Origin of the sequence: Aeromonas sp. s7(2024) (assembly GCF_040907825.1) — a bacterium.
GTDB classification, from domain to species: domain Bacteria; phylum Pseudomonadota; class Gammaproteobacteria; order Enterobacterales; family Aeromonadaceae; genus Aeromonas; species Aeromonas veronii.
On the sequence record NZ_JBFOCM010000012.1, the window covers coordinates 38,181 to 57,129 of the forward strand.

Consider the following 18,949-nt stretch of genomic DNA (forward strand, 5'->3'; position numbering starts at 1 on the left):
TTGCTCTCCTTAATCGGGGTGAGTGGGGCCGCGTGTGAGCCTGCCCGGTTAATTGTCTTGCTCATCTCTCTTCGCCATCTGCTCAGAGCGGCATCACCCGGGTGGTCAGACCGGCGCCGAGGCGCTGTACCCAGACCAGGGTGGTGCGTCCCTTGTGGATGGTGAGCGGCAATTGCCGCTGCGCTGCCCCTGCGCCCAGGGTGAGATTGATGTCACCAGCCGGCACTATTCCTTGCCAGCTCGATGCCTGAGCTGGCAGCGTCAGCCAGCTGCGGGTATCGGCCCGCTCCGAGAGGGTGTTGAAGATCCCCACCAGAATATTGCCCACATCCCCTCCCTCTTTGGCGGCGGTGCGGCGCATCTGCTCCTTGGCCACCAGTCGCAGCGCCTGGCGGGTCAGCATGCCGGGCAGCCGCTCCTGCAGATCTTTGGCGGCCAGCGCTTCCAGCCTGACCAGCTCGCTGGTCTGCTCGACCTGTTTGCCGACTGCCACCGTCAGCGGGCCGGTGTCGCTGGCCCGATTATCGTAATAGGGGATGGCGACGGTAAAGGTGCGAAAATCGCCGCGGGAGGTGGAGATGGGCAGAGGCAGGAACAGTTCGCGCCGTGCCGGGATCAAACCATCTTCAAACAGCACCACCAATTGGCCCTGATTTTTAGCTGGCAATGGCGCTTTGCGGCCTATCTTTTTCTCTGTCTCGCGGATCTCGTCCGGTGAGCCACGCAGCCGCGCCAGACGCAGCAAGGCATCTTGCAGGCTGCGGTTGTCCGGCGCTATCTGGTAGCCGCGTTGATAGTCGACCCAGGCGTCGTTGAGATCCCCGGCCGCCTCATAGAGCACGGCAGAAAAGTAGAAGGTGTAGGCGTTCTGAAAACCGTTCTTGACCTTGCCGATCAACCGGTCGAGATCCGGTGCGCCGCGCGACATCAGCTGGCGCATCTCGCCTTCTGCTTCGGCCTCTTCGCTCTCATCCTTTGCCTTGCGTACCTCATCGGCTCGCCGTTTCAGGGCCTGCTCCTGCACCTGATTGGCCCGGCGCACCTCCACCAGGGCGCCATCGGCATCACCCCGTTGCAGGTAGTTGAGGGCCAGATAGTGATGCAGCATGGTGCGTTCGTAATCGGGGGTGAGATAGGCCATCGACTGATCGTTGGTGAGCAGACTGCCCACCTGATCCAGACCGTGGCTCAGCCGGTATTCGGCCTGATTGTCTTCCCACTGAAGGCGGCTGTCGGCGGCGGTGAACGCCTGCTTGCTACCCGCATCCTGACCGGCGAGCCAGGCAATGCGCCCCTGTTCGAGCCGATCCAGCACAAAGGTGTCATCCCCCAGGGTGGAGTCGCGCACCTCGGGCAGCGCCTCGGCGGCATGGCCCAGCAGCAGCTGGTTGCGCAGTGGCACCATCTGATCGGAGTAGGAGACGAACATATCCTGCCAGCGGGAGGCGCAGCCTCCCAGCAACAGCAGGGCGCCGCAGAGCAACAGGGCGCTGCGGCAGGTTGAGGCGTTGCGATTCATTAGAGGCTGAGCAGCGGTCCCAGCGGCTGGCCACCGACCAGATGCATGTGGATGTGGTAGACCTCCTGCCCGCCGTGGCGGTTGCAGTTCATGATGAGGCGGTAGCCATCTTCGGCGATGCCCGCCTCGGTGGCCAGTTTGCGGGCCACGGTGAACATCCGGCCAAGGGCCAGTTCATGTTCGGCTTCCACGTCATTGACGGTGGGGATCAGCACATTGGGGATGATTAGAATATGGGTTTTGGCCTTGGGCTGGATATCCCGGAATGCGGTGACCAGATCGTCTTGATAAAGGATGTCGGCGGGGATCTCTTTACGGATGATTTTGCTGAAAATGGTTTCTTGCGCCATGGCTAACTCCCTTATATGAAACAGAAAATTGAACTAGAACCCCAAGCGGCTCCCGAAAGGGGGGCGAGCAGCACGCCAAGTGTGACACAAGCCGACATTTGACACAGCTGATGTCCCATTCCCTTCAGTTATTGTTAAAAATACCGATAGCCAGAGGGACGTCATCTGCAGCGCCTGTTCAGGGTGGTCTGCAGGGTATCAAAAGGACGGGGTACTCAGGCAAGGGACTTTTGCATATACAGCGGGACAATAATGAAACAAACAATGTCGGATCTCTCCATCTTGCAGCGAGTCTACCTTGGCTTCGCGATCCTGGTGGCCGTGATGGTGGCCAGTTCACTGCTCACATTTCGTAGTCAGGAGACCCTGGGGAACGCACTGGAGCAGGTTACCCAGCAGTCTATGCCGCTGGTGATTGCCAGCAGTCAGACCCAGATCACCCTGCTCAGCGCCAACAAGTGGCTGGGGGATGTGCTCACCGAGCAGGATCCCAAACAGCTGCCGGCCGAAGTGGCCGAACTGAAACAGGCCAAGGCCGCGGTGGGCAAGAGCCTTGATGTCTTGCGCCAGCAGGTCGCCCACCACCCCGAACTGCAAGGGGAGATGAGCAGCCTCAGCCAGCAGGTCGACAGCTACCTGCAACTGACCGATACCCTGCCCGGTGAACACGAGGCGCTGCTCACCCGGCTGCACAAGGTCAATCTGGCCAAGGGGCAGTTTCAGGTCAGTCTGCCCCAGTTCAAGAAGAGTCTGGGTGACATGATGGTCACCATCGACGACAGCTTCATCAAGATGCTCTCCGAGACCCTGACCACCAAGCTATCCGCCATCGAACTCTCCACCATGGATGCCCTCAACCAGACTATTCCGGCTCCCATCGAAGGGGCGCTCAAGCGCAACAAGATGCAGATCGAGGGGTTCAACAGCACCATCAAGGATCTGCAGGGGGAGCTGAAGAACTTCGAGAACGACATGGGCCACTATGTTCACGGCTTTGTGCGCGACACCACCGCAACCGAAGGCGTGCTCTCCCAGTATCTGGCGCTGATGAAGCAGCAGGAACAGATGCGGGAGAAGAGCAAGCAGGCGAGCGCTCTCATCGTCGAGATCCAGAACCAGCTTGAGCGGATCACCGGCCAGAGTCAGCAGCTGATGAGTCAAAGCATTCAGCACGCCAAAGCCACACAGAGCCAGAGCACCCTGACCCAGGGAACCAGCATCGTAGTCGCCATCCTGATCGCCATGCTGGTGGCTTATACCCTGGGCAAGGCCATTCGCCGTCCGCTCAGGGAGTTGCTGCGGGTGCTGACCGAAGTGACCCAGGGCGACATGACCCAGCGAATCGGTTTTCAGAGTAAGAACGAATTCGGCCAGCTGGGCAGCCAGATCAACCTGCTGATTGCCCAGATGGGGGAGGTGCTGGCACAGCTTTCACAAGCGTCTGCCCAGCTTAACGATGCCGCCCACGGCAACCGCCACACCACCGAATCGGTGCGGGCGGATCTGGAAAAACAGCGGCAGGAGACCGCCTCGGTCGCCGCCGCCATGACCCAGATGGAGGCCTCGGTGCGGGAGGTGGCGCAGGCTGCCAACCAGACCCTGGAGCGGGTGCAGGATGTGGAGAAGGCCTCCGAGATGGGGCGCAAGGTGATGGCAGGCAATATCACCACCACTCATCAACTGGCGGGCAAACTGCAACAGACCGGCAAGGTGATTGGCGATGTGAGCGCCATGAGCAGCCAGATCGGCAATATCCTCGATGTCATTCGAGGCATCGCCGAGCAGACCAACCTGCTGGCCCTCAACGCCGCCATCGAAGCGGCACGGGCCGGCGAGCAGGGGCGCGGATTTGCGGTGGTGGCGGATGAGGTGCGCAGTCTGGCGGGCCGTACCGCCCAGTCCACCAGCGAGATCCAGACCATGATCGAAAACCTGCAGCAGGGAGTTGCCAAGGCGGTGACCGTGATGCAGGAGTGCTCCCGCGAGATGGACAGCTGCGTGGATCAGAGTTCTCACGCCAACAACGCCATGGAGGAGGTGCAGGGGATTGTGGTGCTGATCAGCGACATGTCGAGCCAGATCGCCTCTGCCGCCGAGCAGCAGCAGGCGACCAGCGCCGATATCGCCACCAACCTCAACCGCATCTCCGATATCTCGGATCTCAACTACCAGGGGATCGAGCGGGTGGCCGAGACCAGCCAGCAGCTGGACTCCCTCGCCGAGCAGCAGGAGAGCCTGGTCAAGCGCTTCCGCCTCAGCGCCTGATGGTCGAGAGTTGAAACAACAAGGCCCCGCAGATGCGGGGCCTTCTCTTTATTACGGCAGCGACAAGGGGATCAGGCGTAGGCAATCGCGCCCTTGCCGACCCCTTCATAGGCGACAATCTTGACGAACTTGTCGCCCACCATCTTCTTCACTTCGCGGGCGATGTAGCAGGCCAGCAGCTCGACCGTGGTGTCGGTGTCGATCATCTCCACTTCGGCGCTGGGGATGGCCAGCTGGAACAGCCCTTGCGGCGCCACATATTTGAAGCCGGTGTGATGCTCGCCAAGCTGGGCATTGGCGCGGGGGCTCAAAGCGAGCTCGGTCAGCGCCACCTTGTCCTCCTCTGTGCCAAGGTAGATATCGCCCCAGCGTTCGGCCCAGTTGAGCTCAAGCTCCTGGTCGCGCTCACCATCGACATGGATCTCGATGGGAGAGCGGTGGCCATGGGCGATGCGCTGGCAGTTGCCATCGTGCTTTTTCAGGCCATGGCTGTAGTGGTAGAAGGCACCGGTGATCGCCTCCTGACGCAGGGTCAGGGAGAGATCCTTGATATTGCCCGGCAGCCGTTTGGCCAGTACCGCCAGCAGGTAGCGGGTCACCGACTCTTTATCAACTTGCGGAGCCGGGATAAAGGCAAAGCCCTGGGATGGGCAGCGCAGATGGATGGAGCGACCCGGGCGCAGCAGATCCACTGTGCTTTCGTCACCATCCAGTGTCTCGACGTGGATCAGCGGGCACTCGGTCGGCACCAGCAGCTTGTGGTCCACCTCTTCATCGATGATCGACTTGATCAGCTTCTTTACCCGGCCAAAGTCCAGCAGCATGCTCATTTCGTTGAGCTCACCGCTCATTTCGATATCTACCAGCCAGCTCTCGCCCACCATGCCGCGGCGTTCGCACAGGTAGCTGGAGTCGATCACGGTCAAATCTCTTACAAATAACTTCATCAGTCAGGCCTTGCTACAGAGAAAGGGCAGTTTTGCGCTATTATGACCCGCGATTATCGGCAAAGGAACTGGAACCCCCCATGAACAAACTGCTTATCAAGAATGCCACCCTGGTCAACGAAGGCCGCATCTATGCCTCCGATGTGTTGATCGAGGGGGAACGGATTGCCCGCATCGCCCCGGATATCGAGGCGCCCGATGCGCTGGTTATCGATGCCGCAGGTCGCCATCTCATCCCCGGAATGATCGATGATCAGGTCCACTTCCGGGAACCGGGATTGACCCACAAGGGGACTATCGCCAGCGAATCCCGCGCCGCCGTCGCCGGTGGCACCACCAGTTTCATGGAAATGCCCAACGTCAATCCCCAGACTACCACCCTCGACGCCCTCGAAGCCAAATACCAGATCGCCGCCAACTCCTCCGTCGCCAACTACAGCTTCTATCTCGGTGCCACCAACGACAACCTTGAAGAGATCAAGCGTCTCGACCCCAAGCAGTCCTGCGGGGTCAAGGTGTTTATGGGCTCCTCGACCGGCAACATGCTGGTGGACAATCAGGAGACCCTGGCGGCCATCTTCCGCGAAAGTCCGGTGATGATCGTGACCCACTGCGAAGACACCCCGACCATTGCCAAGGCGGAAGAGGCGGCACGGGCCAAGTGGGGCGAGAATGTGCCGATGGGCGAGCATGGCCGCATTCGCAGTGACGAGGCGTGCTACAAATCCTCCAGCATGGCGGTGGCGCTGGCGAAAAAATACGGTGCCAAGCTGCACGTGCTGCATTTGACCTCGGCCAAGGAGCTGTCGCTCTTTACCGCCAGCCATGACCTGAGCGAGCTGAAGGACAAGAACATCACCGCCGAGGTGTGTGTGCACCACCTCTTCTTCAATGATGCCGATTACGAGACCCAGGGCAGCCTGATCAAGTGCAACCCTGCGGTGAAGAGTGCCGCCGACCAGCAGGCACTGCTGGATGCGGTACGCAACGATGTGCTCGACATCATCGCCACCGACCACGCGCCCCACACCTGGGAAGAGAAGCAGAACAGCTACTTCAAGGCGCCGTCTGGCGTGCCGCTGGTGCAGCATTCTTTGCAGGCGCTGCTGGAGCTCTACCACAACGGCGTGTTTACCCTGGAGACTATCGTCAAGAAGACCTCCCATGCGGTGGCCGAGCGCTTCCAGGTGCAGGATCGCGGTTATATCCGCGAGGGCTACTTCGCCGATCTGGTGCTGCTGGATCTGGGCAAGCCCTATGTGGTCAACGATGACAATATCCTCTACCACTGTGGCTGGTCGCCCTTCAACGGCTACCGCTTCCACAGCACGGTGGAGATGACGCTGGTGAACGGCCAGATCGCCTGGCAAAACGGGCAGGTGACTGACCAGATCCTGGGCAAGCGGCTGACCTTTAACCGCTGATTGTTCGCAAAGCAGGCGAACGCACCGTGGCCGAGGAATTGGCGGCGTTTCCCTGTTGACAGGGCAGGGTCATCTCCATAAACTCTGCCCCCGTCAGCCGAGCTGACTCCGTCGGTGTGTAGCGCAGCCAGGTAGCGCATCTGCATGGGGTGTAGAGGGTCGGAGGTTCGAATCCTCTCACACCGACCAAATTCCCCGGTAAAGGCCTTGTCAAACGACAAGGCCTTTTCTTTTGCCTGCGATTTGCCGCACAGGCGTGAAGCCAGTGGTGATGCACGCTGGTCGCTGCTGGTGTGAGCAGATTGTGCTGCCACCGCGCTTTATGGTGTAGTAACGACTCTGTTGCTCATTTGCCTGGCGAGGCGTCTCGTGTCTGCATCCGTATCTAAACCCTGTAGTCTGCTGATGCTCACCCTGCTGCTGGTGGGCTGCGCCACCCCTTACGAGAGTGAAAAGTCATTCTGGAACGGCCAGACCGGTTTCTCCCAGACCCGGCTTGGCCCGGACAAATGGCAGCTGGAGTTTGTCGGCAACGATCTGGTGGACAGGGAGACCGCCCGCAAATATGTGCTCAAGCGGGCAGGGGAGCTGGCACTGGCAGAGGGTTACTCCTGGCTCAAGGTCGATGAGCTGACCATTAACCGCGATGCCGTCAGGGTGACCCCATCACGGCCGATGTTCGGCTTTGACGAGGATGAACCGGATCTCTTTATGGCCCAGATGCAGGTGCAGCATACCATCTCGGCGCTGCTCACTTTTCGCCTGTTGCCACGGGCACTCGATGAGCGAACTCTAAATGCGAAATATCTCGCCGAAATCAAAATAAACAGTGATTAATATTGATGGTTTGCAAGATCCATATCACATACACCTAATGGCAGGATAAAATTCTGGATAAAGCCTCTAGATTTACCCCCTGCTTTTAGGCATTCTCCCAGCATACCAGCCGCCAGGAATCAACGGCTCGGATCACAAAAACGGACTGTAGTGGCTCCCACGCCACTGTTTACGGCTTGCACCAATCAAAACCGGGACTCCCCCATGAAAATGAATAAACTGACGGTCGCCATCCTCATCTCCATGATGTTTGGCATCCTCACCGGCCAGGGCTATCGGATGTTTGCCGCAGATCAGGCTGCGGATTTCGCCAATAACATCACGATCCTGACCGATATCTTCCTGCGCCTGATCAAGATGATCATCGCTCCCCTGGTCTTCACCACCCTGGTGGTCGGTATCGCCAAGATGGGCGACACCCGCACCGTGGGTCGTATCGGTGCCAAGACCCTCGGCTGGTTCATGCTGGCCTCCCTGATGTCCCTGAGCCTGGGTCTGGTGATGGTGACTCTGATGCAGCCGGGTGTGGGTCTTTCACTATCCCTGCCCAATGACACCGCCAGCTCGGGTATTGCTGCCGGTGCCATTACCCTGAAAGATTTTGTGACCCACGCCATCCCCAAGAGCGTGGTCGAGGCGATGGCCACCAACGAGATCCTGCAGATCGTGGTCTTCTCCCTCTTCTTCGGTCTGGCTGCCGCCGCGCTCGGCGATCTGGCCAAGCCGGTAGTGGTGCTGATGGCCAGCGCTGCCGAGATCATGCTGAAAGTGACCGGTTATGTGATGAACTTTGCGCCGTTCGCGGTGTTTGGTGCCATCGCCGCCATGGTGGCCAAAGAGGGGCTGGGTATTCTGGTCACCTACGGCAGCTTTATGGCCCAGTTCTACATCGCGCTGGCCTGCCTCTGGCTGCTGCTGATCGCCATGGGCAGCGTCTTCCTGCGTGGTCGCGTCATCAAGCTGTTGGCGATGATCCGCGAGCCTATCCTGCTCGCCTTCTCGACTGCCAGTTCTGAAGCGGCCTATCCGAAGACCCTGGATCGTCTGGAGAAGTTCGGTTGTGACAAGCGCATCGCCAGCTTCGTGCTGCCGATGGGTTACTCCTTCAACCTCGATGGCTCCATGATGTACTGCACCTTCGCGGTGATGTTCATCGCTCAGGCGTATGGCATCGAGCTCTCTATGGCCCAGCAGATCACCATGCTGCTGCTGCTGATGGTCACCTCCAAGGGGATGGCCGGGGTACCGCGCGCCTCTCTGGTGGTGATTGCCGCCACCCTGAACCAGTTCCATATTCCGGAAGCGGGCATCCTGCTGCTGCTGGGGATCGACCACTTCCTCGACATGGGCCGCTCTGCCACCAACGTGCTGGGCAACGCCATCGCCGCCAGTGTGGTCGCCAAGACCGAAGACAGTCTGGGTGAAACCGTCGCGCTGGGCGAGAGTGAGCCAGCCAAGGCCTGATCACAACGCCATGAAAAATAAACAACAATGGCCCGCCAATGCGGGCCGTTGTTGTTTATGGCTCGTCTACACTGCTAGATAGTTTCCATCTGGAGTGTACGGTTATGAATATTGCTCGTCGACTTCAACTGATTGCCCTGTTGGTGATGCTGACGCTCATCTTTCTCAGTTGGTTCAGTATCAATCGCCTTGGGGCAGGCAACCGTGATTTGAGCTATGTGACGGATAATACGGTGCCCAGTATTTCGCTGATTAAGGAAGTACAGGCCGATTTCTATGAGCTGCATTCGCATGTACAGACTCATATCCTCAACACTGACAATAGCAAGATGCAGCAGATCGAAACGGACATCGCCGATAAGCGTAAACAGATCAGTTCGCTGCTGGAAAAATATAAAGCCGAGATGCTCTCCAATGATGAAGATCGGCGCCTGACCGATGATGATCAACGCATTATCGCGCAATATTATCAGGAGATAGACAAGGTGCTGCAGCTCTCCAGCCAAAACAAGAACGATGAAGCAAGAGACGAGCTGGCGACGGAGGCCTCTAGACTGTTTGAGCAGTTTGCCAAGGCAATCGAGCTTCACGTCAACTTCAATATGGATTTGGGACTGGCGATCAAGAAGCAGGGCCAGGAGAACTACGACAACAGCCTGCAAACCCTGTTGTTTATCGCCGGTGGTGCCACCGTACTGACGATGGGGCTGTTTGTCTGGTTGTTCAATCAGGTGGCCAATCCCCTTCGCACCGCCATGGATACCCTGACCCGGATCCAGCATGACCTCAACTTTACCCTGAGAGCGGATGTGAAACAGCAGGATGAGATTGGCCTGACCCTCAATGCGGTCAACCGGCTGCTCGATACGCTGCAGCAGACATTTACCGAATTTTCCGTCGGCAGCTTGCAGATCAAGAGCACTGCCGAATCTCTCTCTCAGGCAGCGCAACACCTGGCCAGCTCGGCCAGTCAGGCCAATGATGCTACCAGTCTGATTGCCGCCGGTGTGGAAGAGATGACGGTCAGCATCACCGATATCTCCCAGCGCACTCAGGAGACGAGCCGCATCACCAACGAGTCGGGGCAACTGGCGACCGAAGGGGGCCGGACCATCGAGCGCACCGTTCATGCCATCAACGAGATCGCCGACTCGATCCGGCAGGCCTCGGCCGAGGTCATTGCGCTGGGTGAGGGCATTTCGCGCATTGGCGGTGTGGTCAACGTGATCCGTGATGTGGCGGGGCAGACCAACTTGCTGGCCTTGAACGCGGCCATTGAAGCGGCGAGGGCCGGGGAGTCCGGCCGTGGCTTTGCGGTGGTGGCGGATGAGGTGCGCAAACTAGCCGAGCGCACAGCCCAATCCACCCAGGAGATCTCCGCCACCGTAGAGGCGATCCAGCAGGAGTCGAACAATACGGTCTCCCGCATGCATCTGGTGGAGGAGAAGGTGAGTCAAGGGGTCACCATGGCGACAGAAAGTGGCGCCATTATTGCCGAGATCCGCAGTGCGTCGCACCGGGTGATGGAGCAGGTGGGCGAGATCACCAATGCCATCCGCGAGCAGAGTTCGGCCGCCGAGTCGATCGCTCATCAGGTGGAGCAGATTGCTCAGGTCGTGCAGCAAACCAGCAGCACAGCGGAAGAGACCTCAGCCGCCGCCGAGGAGCTCAATGTCACCACCGAGAGCATCCACCAGCAGATATCCCGCTACCGCATTCAGTAACGCCGACGGTTGTTATCCATCTGCTATCCCCGCCAGCTGGCGGGGATTTTTTATATGGCTTGCTTAGAAGCCCGAACCGGGTTGCAGCAAAAATGCCGCCTCTTCCGGTGTGCTGGTGCGACCCAGAATGTCGTTGCGGTGGGGGAAGCGGCCAAAGCGTTCGATGATCACCTGATGACGACGGGCAAAGTCGGCAAAGCCCGCGAAGGTTGCTTGCGCCGGTGTGCAAGCCTGCTCGGCAGCCAGTGCCTCGAACAGGGCCACACTTCGGGCTTGTTGTTCGCGGGATTCGGCATGCTCCAGCGGCAGATAGAAGAAGACCCGCTCCAGTGGCGAGAGGGATTTGTCCGCCCCGATGGATAGCCCTTTCAGGCAGAGATCCCGGGCCAGCGGATCCCGGACAAAGGCGGTGGGGGTACCGCGATGGATATTGCGCGGCAACTGGTCGAGTAGCAGGATCAGCGCCAGTCTGCCGTGGGGCAGATCCGCCCAGTCGGCCAGCTCCCCGTTGGCGGCCGCCTCTGCCTGCATGCCAAAGCGCCGGGCCAGGAGGGCATCGGTCTCGCGACTTTTGCCCCACCAGAGCGGGGCTTGTCGTTTGGCACGCAGGGCGTCGTCGGCCGGGTCGCCAAACCAGAAATCGAGCAGAGGTTGCCAGGGCTGCATGGGGACTCCTTGCTGGTGTGTTGAGGAGGGCCAATAACAAATGGCTCCGGGGTGCTGCCGAAATGGTAGCTTCTCGTTACACTGTGCCATCTTTTGCCCGAAAGAAGTAACCCCCGATGGTGAGCGCCGGATTCTTGGCTCGGCCGATGATGGCCTGCGATCGCCATGAGGTGGTCCTGTTGACCCTGGTGGTTATCGGGACGTACACCTCTCTCCCGGGGTTGTTCTCACTGATATAAGGAATCTCTGATATGGCCGGAACCAGTTTGTTGGCCCTGCTCGACGATATCGCCAGCGTGCTCGATGACGTGGCGCTGATGACCAAGATGGCGGCGAAGAAGACCGCCGGGGTGTTGGGGGACGATCTTGCCCTCAATGCGGAGCAGGTCTCCGGAGTGCGTGCCGAGCGGGAGCTGCCGGTGGTGTGGGCGGTGGCCAAGGGCTCATTTCGCAACAAGTTGATTCTGGTGCCCGCCGCCATCGCCATCAGTGCCCTGGTGCCCTGGCTCATCACCCCGCTCTTGATGCTGGGGGGCGCCTACCTCTGCTTTGAGGGGGCCGAGAAGCTGGCCCACAAGTTCCTGCCTCATGAAGTGAGCGAGGATGAGGCACACACAGCTCCTATTCCTGATGATCTGGTGGCGTTTGAGCAGCAGAAGGTGAAGGGAGCGATCCGCACCGATTTTATTCTGTCGGCCGAGATCATCGTCATCGCCCTTGGCACGGTACAGGGAGCAAGCCTCGCGCTGCAGCTCTCGGTAGTGGCGGGCATCGCCCTGCTGATGACCATCGGGGTCTACGGGTTGGTGGGGCTGATCGTCAAGCTCGATGACATCGGTCTGCATCTGCTGCAAAAGCCCGATGGCAGCGCCCTGCGCCGCGCGGTGGGGCAGGGACTGTTGGTGACGGCTCCTCGTCTGATGCACCTGCTGGCACTGGTCGGCACCATCGCCATGTTCATGGTGGGCGGCGGCATTCTGGTGCATGGCTGGCCCTTTGCCCATCACCTGATTGAAGGCGCAGCCGCTGTTGTCGCCACCCTGCCCACAGTAGGGGCCGTACTGGCGGCGGTGACGCCGACGCTGCTCAACGCCGTGGCCGGTGTGGTGGCGGGTCTGCTGCTGGTTGCCGTGATGACGCTGGTGAGCCGTCTTGCCCCGGCCAAGGTATAAGCGAGCTTGCGGGCCATTGTCTCTTTTTTCATCTCTTCATTTTTTGGCCAGCGGGACGCTCGGTCTCTGACTTGCTGCCCGCAGGTCTGCTGCGCCTCCCGATAAAGGCCTTTGCGAGAAGCTATGTATCAACAACAGTGGAATAACGACCATATCTACCCGGGCCTCGACAGCACCGAGCTGGAAGCGGACATGCGCGCCGCCCGCCACGCGCTGGAAGAGCTGGCCAGCTATATGGCAGGCCTGGATGGGGTGCGCGCCGATGACGCTGCGCTACAGGATTTCTTGCGGGAAGTGCGGCTGCGCGCCCGCGATATTCGCCATATCGGCTGGAACGTCGCCATTCTGGCCGCGTGCTGCGGCAGTCAGGATGCGCGGGATCCGCAGGCCAAACAACTGGCGTCCCGTGCCCGCGCCCTTAACGCCGATCTGTTCAAGACCCTGGCGCCGGTGGAAGATCTGATGCTGGCGTTGCCGGAAGAGAAATTCGCCGCGCTGATGAGTGATCCGCTGCTCGGTGAAGAGGCGTACCGCCTGCGCCATGAGCGTCGCTTGCAGGATCAGCGCTTGCCGGTGGAGGCGGAGCAACTGGTGATCGGTCTGGGTACCGATGGCCTGCACGCCTGGGGCAACCTCTACAACGATCTGGTGGGCAAGATCCGCTTGACCATTGATGGCCGCGAGATGGGGCTGGCCGAGGCGAGCAATCTGCTCTCCAGTCCGGTGCGTGCGCTGCGTTTAGAAGCCTTTGATGCCATCAGCGCCGGTTGGGAAGGGGAGCAGGAGACGGTTGCCGCTATCCTCAATGCCCTCAACGGCTGGCGGCTGGAGCTGGCCCGTCAGCGTGGAAACACCCGGTTGCTCGATGCGCTGGATCTCTCCTGCCACCAGAGCCATATCGAGCGCGCCACCCTCGATGCCCTGATGAGCGAGACCTGGCAGGCCCGAACCCTTGGTCAGCGGGCGCTGGAGCTGATGGCCGAGCGCCTTGGTCTCGACGATCTGGGGCCGGAGGATCTCTTTGCACCGCCGCCAGCTTCCAGCAGCCGTGACATTCCTTTTGATGAGGCGATCGCGCTGATTGCCGATGCCTTTAGCCGATTCGATCCCGAGATGGGGGCATTTACCCGCATGATGGCCGAGAAGGGGTGGATTGATGCTGCGCCCACGCCAAATCGCCGCACCGGCGCCTACTGCACCAAGTTTGCCGAACCGGTCGAACCGCGGGTCTTTGTTACCTATGCCGGCACCATGGATAACGTCATCACCCTGGCCCATGAACTGGGTCATGCCTGGCACAACTGGGTGATCCGGGATCTGCCGATGAGTCAGCGCAGCTACCCCATGACGCTGGCGGAGACCGCCTCCATCTTCGCCGAAACCCTGGTGCGCAGCGCCCTGTTCGAGCTGGCGCAAAGCCCGGAAGAGCAGCTGGCCATCACTTGGGCCGAGGCCGACGGCGCGGCCACCTTCCTGGTCAATATCCCGGCTCGCTTCGATTTCGAGCGGGCCTTGGTGGCTGAGCGGGCGCAGGGTTATGTTGCGCCGGCCCGCCTCAAGGCGTTGACCGACGAGGCGTGGGGACGCTGGTATGAGGGGAGCCTGACCCGCTATCACCCCATGTTCTGGGCGGCCAAGGCGCACTTCTCCATCGCGGGGCTGGGCTTTTACAACTACCCCTATCTGTTCGGTTATCTGTTCAGCCTCGGGGTCTATCAGCAGTTGATGAGCCGCAAGGCGGCGGGGGAAGAGGGCATTGCCGAGGCGTATCGCGCCTTGTTGCGCGATACCGGCCGGATGAGCGCCGAAGATCTGGTAGCCAAGCATCTGGGGCAGGATATCCGTGAGGCCGCCTTCTGGCAGGGGAGTCTGGCACAAGTAGCGCAGGCGATAGAACGCTTCGCACAGTTGCCTGCCTGATTGGGTCAGCGGTGATATGAACAACAGGCCCCCGGACAGTCTCTCTGTCCGGGGGCTTGTTTGTTATGCCTGCTCTTGCTGCGGTTTGATGGGACCAACGAACAGAGGACGGGTCTGGTGACTCAGATCCGGCTGATAGCCGTTGAAGAAGAGGTTGAGCAGCACCGAACTGATGGTTGCCAGCAGGATACCGCTATGAAAAAGCGGTTGTAGCTGCGCCGGAAGCTGCTGGAAAAAATTCCCGGAGACCGTCGGGATCATGCCAATTCCGAGACTGATGGCGACGATATAGAGGTTGTGGCGGTTGCTGTTGTAATCGGTGCGCGCCAGGATACGAATACCGGTGGCCAGCACCATACCGAACATGACGATACCGGCGCCCCCCAGCACGAAGGGCGGTATGGAGGCGACCAGCACCGACATCTTGGGGATGAGGCCAAAGGCGAGCAGGATCCCCCCCGACATCACGCAGACCCAGCGACTAGATACTCCGGTCACGCTCACCAGACCGATATTCTGGGAGAAGGAGGTGTGGGGGAAGCTGTTGAATATCCCACCAATAATGGTGCCGATGCCATCCACACGCAGCCCGCGAACGATATCACCGCGCCTGGCCGGATGGCCGACGATGTCGCCAAGGGCCAGAAACATCCCCATCGACTCGATAAAGGTGATGAGCATGATCACCGTCAGGGTGGCGATGGAGATGGGATCGAAGGTGGGCCAGCCGAAGGCGAAGGGCACTATGGGGGCAAACCAGGCTGCCTCGCCGAGGCCATCGAGGCTCACTTCGCCCATGGCGATGGCCACCACGAAACCGAAGATGATCCCGAGCAGCACCGAGATATTGCTTAAAAAGCCCTTGGTGAAGCGGGTCACCAGCAGGATAAAGACGAGCACCAGAAAGCTGGTGCCGATATAGCGCAGGCTGCCATATTCCGGATTACCCTTGCCCCCCGCCATCCAGTCGATCCCCACCTGCATGATGCTGATCCCGATGGAGGTGATAACCACCCCGGTGACGACGGTGGGGAAGAGCGGCATCAGCCGACCTATCAGCGGCACCAGCAGGGTCGAGATGATACCGGCGGCGATGGTGGCGCCGAAGATGCCCGTCAGCCCCAGATCCGGGTTGGCTCCGATGGCCAGCATGGGCATCACGGCGGCAAAGGTGACCGACATGATGACCGGCAGCCGGATCCCGGCAAAGCGGCCAATCCCGACACATTGCAGCAGGGTGACGATGCCGCAGCAGAAGAGATCCGAACTGATAAGGTAGGAGATTTGATCCTTGGGCAGCCCCAGACTGCCGCCAATCACCAGTGGCACCGCCACGGCGCCGGCGTACATCACCAGCACATGTTGCAGGCCCAGGGTAAAGAGTTGGCCCATGGGGAGCATGCGCTCCACTTCATCCACCGGGCGCTTGCGCGTACCCGGTCGGGGGGAGGGGGGATTGGTCTCGTTCATGAACAGATCACTCCTTGAAGCCCGCGCAACTGCTACAGGCAAGATAGTGAAAGCCGCAGCTTTCCCGGTCATTGATCTCGTGTATTGACAGAGGAGCCAGACCCCTCGGCAGTAGTGAGAGGGAGCCGGTGCAGCACGGGTCAGTGCACAAAACATGCACAACGCCGCTCACGAGCGAAAACGTTTGGCGATAACGCCTTGTTTTTGCGGGATGAGTCACATACCGGCCAGATAAGTGCCCGGCTGCTGGCAGGGGAAGGAGGTGGGGGCATCTCAGATTGGTAAGGGGTTTATCATTATCGGTCTGGCGATCTCACTTTGATAGCCGGACACTAGAGCGTTGCTCGTAATGCGCCCCTCTGCATGTGACGGCGCTCGCGGGCCGCAGGGCGCAATCGGGGGCGGGGGCGTGATCCAAAGCAAGAAAGTTGGATGTTTTGGTGGCGCACGGGGCCGCCGCTGGGGTAGTTTCGATAAAACCGACACAGATCCTGAGGTCTTATCCATGATCATCTATCTGCATGGCTTTGATGCCACCAGCCCAGGCAATCACGAGAAAGTGCTGCAGTTGCAGTTTATTGATGATGATGTGCGTTTCGTGCACTACAGCACGGTTCACCCCCGTCATGATATGAGCCATCTGCTCAAGGAAGTGAAAAAACAGCTAGATATGAGTACCGATCCCAAACCGCTGATCTGCGGCGTGGGTCTTGGTGGCTACTGGAGCGAGCGGATCGGCTTTCTGTGCGGCATTCGCCAGGTGATCTTCAACCCCAACCTCCATCCGGAAGAGAACATGCAGGGCAAGATCGACCGTCCGGAAGAATATGACGATATCGGTACCAAGTGTGTAACTGAATTTCGTAAGAAAAATTCAGGAAACTGCCTGTGTATCCTTTCCGTTCAGGATGAAGTGCGCGATAATCGGGACACTGAACGTGAATTGAAGAACTATTACGACATCGTGTGGGATGAGCGCGAGACTCATAAGTTCAAAAATATCTCGCATCATCTGCAGCGGATGAAGGCCTTCAAAGAAGCCTGATCCATCACGTCGACCGATTTCGTTTTAGGGAGCCAATGGCTCCCTTTCGTTTTGAGGAACCGAGGAAAATCATCATGATGAATATTGTCGTTGTAGGCGGCGGCGCCGGTGGCCTGGAGCTGGCCACCAGTCTGGGTCGCAAGCTTGGCAAGAAGAACAAGGCCAAGATCACTCTGGTCGATCGCAACCGCACCCACCTGTGGAAACCCCTGCTGCACGAAGTGGCCACCGGCTCCATGGACGCGGGCATCGATGCCCTGAGCTACCAGTCTCACGCCAAGAACCACGGTTTCGACTTCCAGCTCGGCACCCTGACCGACATCAAGCGTGACGATAAACGCATCGTGCTTGCCCCGATCCACGACGACAATGGTGACATCGTGGTCAACGAGCGCGAACTGCCCTACGACTATCTGGTGATGGCCATCGGTTCTGTCTCCAACGACTTCAACACCAAGGGCATCAAGGATCACTGTATTTTCCTCGATAGCCCCTCCCAGGCGCACCGCTTCCACAACAGCATGATGAACCGCTTCCTGCAGTTCGCCACCGAATATAAGCCGGGCGACAAGGTGAAGATTGCCATCGTCGGCGGCGGCGCAACCGGCGTCGAGCTCTCTGCCGAGCTCTACAATGCGGTCGAGCAGCTCTACGCCTACGGCTTCAAGAACCTCACCACCGACAGCCTGAAGGTGACCCTGGTGGAAGCGGGCCCGCGCATTCTACCGGCTCTGCCGGAGCGCATCAGCGGCGCCGCCCATCAGGAGCTGGTCAAGCTGGGTGTGGATGTGCGTACCGCCACCATGATCACCGAAGCGACTGCCGAAGGTCTGCATACCAAGGATGGCGAGCTGATTGAAGCTGACCTGATGGTGTGGGCGGCCGGTATCAAGGCACCTGACTTTATGAAGGATATCGCCGGCCTTGAGACCAACCGCATCAACCAGCTGGTGGTGAAAGAGACCCTGCAGACTACCCGTGACGAGAACATCTTCGTCATCGGTGACTGCGCCGCCTGCCCGCAGCCGGATGGCAAGTTTGTGCCGCCGCGCGCCCAGTCTGCCCACCAGATGGCCAGCCAGGCGTTCAAGAACATTCTGGCCAAGATGAACGGCGGCGAGATGAAGCCCTACCTCTACCACGACCACGGTTCGCTGGTGTCCCTGAGCCGCTTCTCCACCGTGGGCAGCCTGATGGGCAACCTGATGCGCGGCTCCATGATGGTCGAGGGCTACATTGCCCGTCTGGTCTACATCTCCCTCTACCGGATGCACCAGATCGCCCTGCACGGTTACGTCAAGACCGGCCTCATCATGCTGGTGGGTCGCATCAACCGGGTACTTCGCCCGACCCTGAAGCTGCACTAAGCCGGGATTTGGCAACATGTTGAATACCAAAAGGAGAGGCGATGGCCTCTCCTTTTTTATGGGCGCAGATCAGGAAAGAGAGAGCTACTTGCCCAGATAAGTGCGGTCGAAGAAGGTATTGACCCAGTGAGGGCGGTAGATAGCCAGCACCGTCATCGCCATGCCGTTGAGCAGAGCTTCGGGAAACAGCAGCAGTGGCCAGATGGAGAGGTAATCCGCCGTGATGGTATGCCAGGGGTAGCTGTGACTTAGCCCCATCAGCAACGCACTGGCGGCCACCTTGACCGAGATGGTGATGGCGCCGCCGAGAAAGGCGGCAACGAAGATATAGACAAAGAGATGGCGCGGCAGCCAGGCCCAGCTGGCCAGAAACAGCAGCCAGCTGGTGGCTACCGGCAGGGCGATGCCAACCAGTGCCTGCCAGCCAAAATCGGCCAGATTGGTGACACCGAAGTAACCGAGCACCAGCAGGGTCAGGCAAGGGGCGAGCAGTGCCAGCCGCCAGCCAAGCAGCAGGGTGAGGGTGGTGAGCCCGAGAAAATGGACCTCCAGCCCCTCATGCAGACCGGCCCTTAGATACCAGAGCGGCACCAGCGCGATGGCACTGCCCAGCAACAGGTGCTGATAGAGGGGGTTGTCATGGAGGGTTTGCCACATAGAGCGGCGCAGGCTGAAGGCCAGCAGTACCAGCCAGATCAGGAGGGCGGCGAGTTGTCCTTCACTCATCTTGTCGTCCATTCATGCAGTAGAGTCCGGGTGGCCTTCCCGACCGCCCATAG

The 18,949-nt window shown here is 59.7% G+C and carries 15 protein-coding genes and 1 tRNA gene; 10 read left to right on the forward strand and 6 right to left on the reverse strand.

All coding sequences use genetic code 11. The annotated features are described in order from the left end of the window. Window positions 1-82: 82 nt before the first annotated feature. Both AB5Y73_RS03580 and hinT read right to left on the reverse strand, forming a co-directional pair. Window positions 83-1,519 carry a COG3014 family protein gene (locus AB5Y73_RS03580; protein ID WP_181497200.1) on the reverse strand — a complete coding sequence of 479 codons (1,437 nt, stop codon included), beginning with the start codon at window positions 1,517-1,519 and terminating at the stop codon, window positions 83-85. Next, window positions 1,519-1,869: a purine nucleoside phosphoramidase gene (gene hinT / locus AB5Y73_RS03585; RefSeq protein WP_181497201.1), complete on the reverse strand. Its 351-nt coding sequence runs from the start codon at window positions 1,867-1,869 to the stop codon at window positions 1,519-1,521. The genes AB5Y73_RS03580 and hinT overlap by 1 nt, the downstream gene beginning before the upstream one ends. A 252-nt stretch (window positions 1,870-2,121) precedes the next feature. Between hinT and AB5Y73_RS03590 the strand changes: the two genes are divergently transcribed. After that, window positions 2,122-4,134 (forward strand): methyl-accepting chemotaxis protein, encoded by a 2,013-nt coding sequence (locus AB5Y73_RS03590; protein WP_058060065.1) that lies wholly within the window; start codon window positions 2,122-2,124, stop codon window positions 4,132-4,134. 71 nt (window positions 4,135-4,205) lie between these two features. Here the strand turns inward: AB5Y73_RS03590 and AB5Y73_RS03595 are convergent, their stop codons facing one another. Continuing rightward, window positions 4,206-5,081: a 6-carboxytetrahydropterin synthase gene (locus AB5Y73_RS03595; RefSeq protein ID WP_181363521.1), complete on the reverse strand. Its 876-nt coding sequence runs from the start codon at window positions 5,079-5,081 to the stop codon at window positions 4,206-4,208. Window positions 5,082-5,161: 80 nt separating this feature from the next. Between AB5Y73_RS03595 and AB5Y73_RS03600 the strand changes: the two genes are divergently transcribed. From AB5Y73_RS03600 to AB5Y73_RS03620, 5 genes are all read left to right on the forward strand, one after another. Then, on the forward strand, window positions 5,162-6,505 hold the full coding sequence (locus AB5Y73_RS03600) for a dihydroorotase (RefSeq protein WP_042053202.1): 1,344 nt from the start codon (window positions 5,162-5,164) through the stop codon (window positions 6,503-6,505). 112 nt (window positions 6,506-6,617) lie between these two features. Beyond that, a tRNA-Pro gene (locus AB5Y73_RS03605) sits at window positions 6,618-6,694 on the forward strand. A 216-nt stretch (window positions 6,695-6,910) separates the two neighbouring features. Beyond that, window positions 6,911-7,342: a hypothetical protein gene (locus tag AB5Y73_RS03610; protein WP_181497729.1), complete on the forward strand. Its 432-nt coding sequence runs from the start codon at window positions 6,911-6,913 to the stop codon at window positions 7,340-7,342. Window positions 7,343-7,546: 204 nt separating this feature from the next. After that, window positions 7,547-8,806, forward strand: coding sequence for a dicarboxylate/amino acid:cation symporter (locus AB5Y73_RS03615; protein WP_005334018.1), 1,260 nt, complete (start codon window positions 7,547-7,549; stop codon window positions 8,804-8,806). 104 nt (window positions 8,807-8,910) lie between these two features. After that, entirely contained in the window at window positions 8,911-10,530 is a 1,620-nt protein-coding gene (locus AB5Y73_RS03620; protein ID WP_181497202.1) for a methyl-accepting chemotaxis protein, read from the forward strand. A 63-nt stretch (window positions 10,531-10,593) separates the two neighbouring features. On the opposite strand, the gene AB5Y73_RS03625 is transcribed toward AB5Y73_RS03620, so the two are convergent. After that, on the reverse strand, window positions 10,594-11,196 hold the full coding sequence (locus tag AB5Y73_RS03625) for a DUF924 family protein (protein WP_181497203.1): 603 nt from the start codon (window positions 11,194-11,196) through the stop codon (window positions 10,594-10,596). 251 nt (window positions 11,197-11,447) lie between these two features. Between AB5Y73_RS03625 and AB5Y73_RS03630 the strand changes: the two genes are divergently transcribed. Together AB5Y73_RS03630 and AB5Y73_RS03635 are read left to right on the forward strand one after the other, a co-directional pair. Continuing rightward, window positions 11,448-12,368 carry a DUF808 domain-containing protein gene (locus AB5Y73_RS03630; protein WP_181497204.1) on the forward strand — a complete coding sequence of 307 codons (921 nt, stop codon included), beginning with the start codon at window positions 11,448-11,450 and terminating at the stop codon, window positions 12,366-12,368. A gap of 123 nt (window positions 12,369-12,491) precedes the next feature. Then, entirely contained in the window at window positions 12,492-14,288 is a 1,797-nt protein-coding gene (locus AB5Y73_RS03635) for a M3 family oligoendopeptidase (RefSeq protein ID WP_181497205.1), read from the forward strand. 63 nt (window positions 14,289-14,351) lie between these two features. Here the strand turns inward: AB5Y73_RS03635 and AB5Y73_RS03640 are convergent, their stop codons facing one another. Then, on the reverse strand, window positions 14,352-15,758 hold the full coding sequence (locus AB5Y73_RS03640) for a nucleobase:cation symporter-2 family protein (RefSeq protein ID WP_181497206.1): 1,407 nt from the start codon (window positions 15,756-15,758) through the stop codon (window positions 14,352-14,354). Between the two features lie 505 nt (window positions 15,759-16,263). Between AB5Y73_RS03640 and ycfP the strand changes: the two genes are divergently transcribed. Together ycfP and AB5Y73_RS03650 are read left to right on the forward strand one after the other, a co-directional pair. Then, window positions 16,264-16,803 carry an alpha/beta hydrolase YcfP gene (gene ycfP, locus AB5Y73_RS03645; RefSeq protein ID WP_005334000.1) on the forward strand — a complete coding sequence of 180 codons (540 nt, stop codon included), beginning with the start codon at window positions 16,264-16,266 and terminating at the stop codon, window positions 16,801-16,803. Between the two features lie 74 nt (window positions 16,804-16,877). Beyond that, complete coding sequence (locus tag AB5Y73_RS03650) at window positions 16,878-18,170, forward strand: NAD(P)/FAD-dependent oxidoreductase (RefSeq protein WP_076492161.1); 1,293 nt, start codon at window positions 16,878-16,880, stop codon at window positions 18,168-18,170. Between the two features lie 84 nt (window positions 18,171-18,254). Here the strand turns inward: AB5Y73_RS03650 and AB5Y73_RS03655 are convergent, their stop codons facing one another. After that, window positions 18,255-18,896 (reverse strand): energy-coupling factor ABC transporter permease, encoded by a 642-nt coding sequence (locus tag AB5Y73_RS03655; protein ID WP_181497207.1) that lies wholly within the window; start codon window positions 18,894-18,896, stop codon window positions 18,255-18,257. Window positions 18,897-18,949 lie beyond the last annotated feature (53 nt).

What these genes read in the sequence shown, in the direction of transcription:
- AB5Y73_RS03580 (WP_181497200.1), bottom strand. Translation starts at nt 1,519, where the DNA reads ATGAATCGCAACGCCTCAACCTGCCGCAGCGCCCTGTTGCTCTGCGGC.
- hinT (WP_181497201.1), bottom strand. Translation starts at nt 1,869, where the DNA reads ATGGCGCAAGAAACCATTTTCAGCAAAATCATCCGTAAAGAGATCCCC.
- AB5Y73_RS03590 (WP_058060065.1), top strand. Translation starts at nt 2,122, where the DNA reads ATGAAACAAACAATGTCGGATCTCTCCATCTTGCAGCGAGTCTACCTT.
- AB5Y73_RS03595 (WP_181363521.1), bottom strand. Translation starts at nt 5,081, where the DNA reads ATGAAGTTATTTGTAAGAGATTTGACCGTGATCGACTCCAGCTACCTG.
- AB5Y73_RS03600 (WP_042053202.1), top strand. Translation starts at nt 5,162, where the DNA reads ATGAACAAACTGCTTATCAAGAATGCCACCCTGGTCAACGAAGGCCGC.
- AB5Y73_RS03610 (WP_181497729.1), top strand. Translation starts at nt 6,911, where the DNA reads ATGCTCACCCTGCTGCTGGTGGGCTGCGCCACCCCTTACGAGAGTGAA.
- AB5Y73_RS03615 (WP_005334018.1), top strand. Translation starts at nt 7,547, where the DNA reads ATGAAAATGAATAAACTGACGGTCGCCATCCTCATCTCCATGATGTTT.
- AB5Y73_RS03620 (WP_181497202.1), top strand. Translation starts at nt 8,911, where the DNA reads ATGAATATTGCTCGTCGACTTCAACTGATTGCCCTGTTGGTGATGCTG.
- AB5Y73_RS03625 (WP_181497203.1), bottom strand. Translation starts at nt 11,196, where the DNA reads ATGCAGCCCTGGCAACCTCTGCTCGATTTCTGGTTTGGCGACCCGGCC.
- AB5Y73_RS03630 (WP_181497204.1), top strand. Translation starts at nt 11,448, where the DNA reads ATGGCCGGAACCAGTTTGTTGGCCCTGCTCGACGATATCGCCAGCGTG.
- AB5Y73_RS03635 (WP_181497205.1), top strand. Translation starts at nt 12,492, where the DNA reads ATGTATCAACAACAGTGGAATAACGACCATATCTACCCGGGCCTCGAC.
- AB5Y73_RS03640 (WP_181497206.1), bottom strand. Translation starts at nt 15,758, where the DNA reads ATGAACGAGACCAATCCCCCCTCCCCCCGACCGGGTACGCGCAAGCGC.
- ycfP (WP_005334000.1), top strand. Translation starts at nt 16,264, where the DNA reads ATGATCATCTATCTGCATGGCTTTGATGCCACCAGCCCAGGCAATCAC.
- AB5Y73_RS03650 (WP_076492161.1), top strand. Translation starts at nt 16,878, where the DNA reads ATGATGAATATTGTCGTTGTAGGCGGCGGCGCCGGTGGCCTGGAGCTG.
- AB5Y73_RS03655 (WP_181497207.1), bottom strand. Translation starts at nt 18,896, where the DNA reads ATGAGTGAAGGACAACTCGCCGCCCTCCTGATCTGGCTGGTACTGCTG.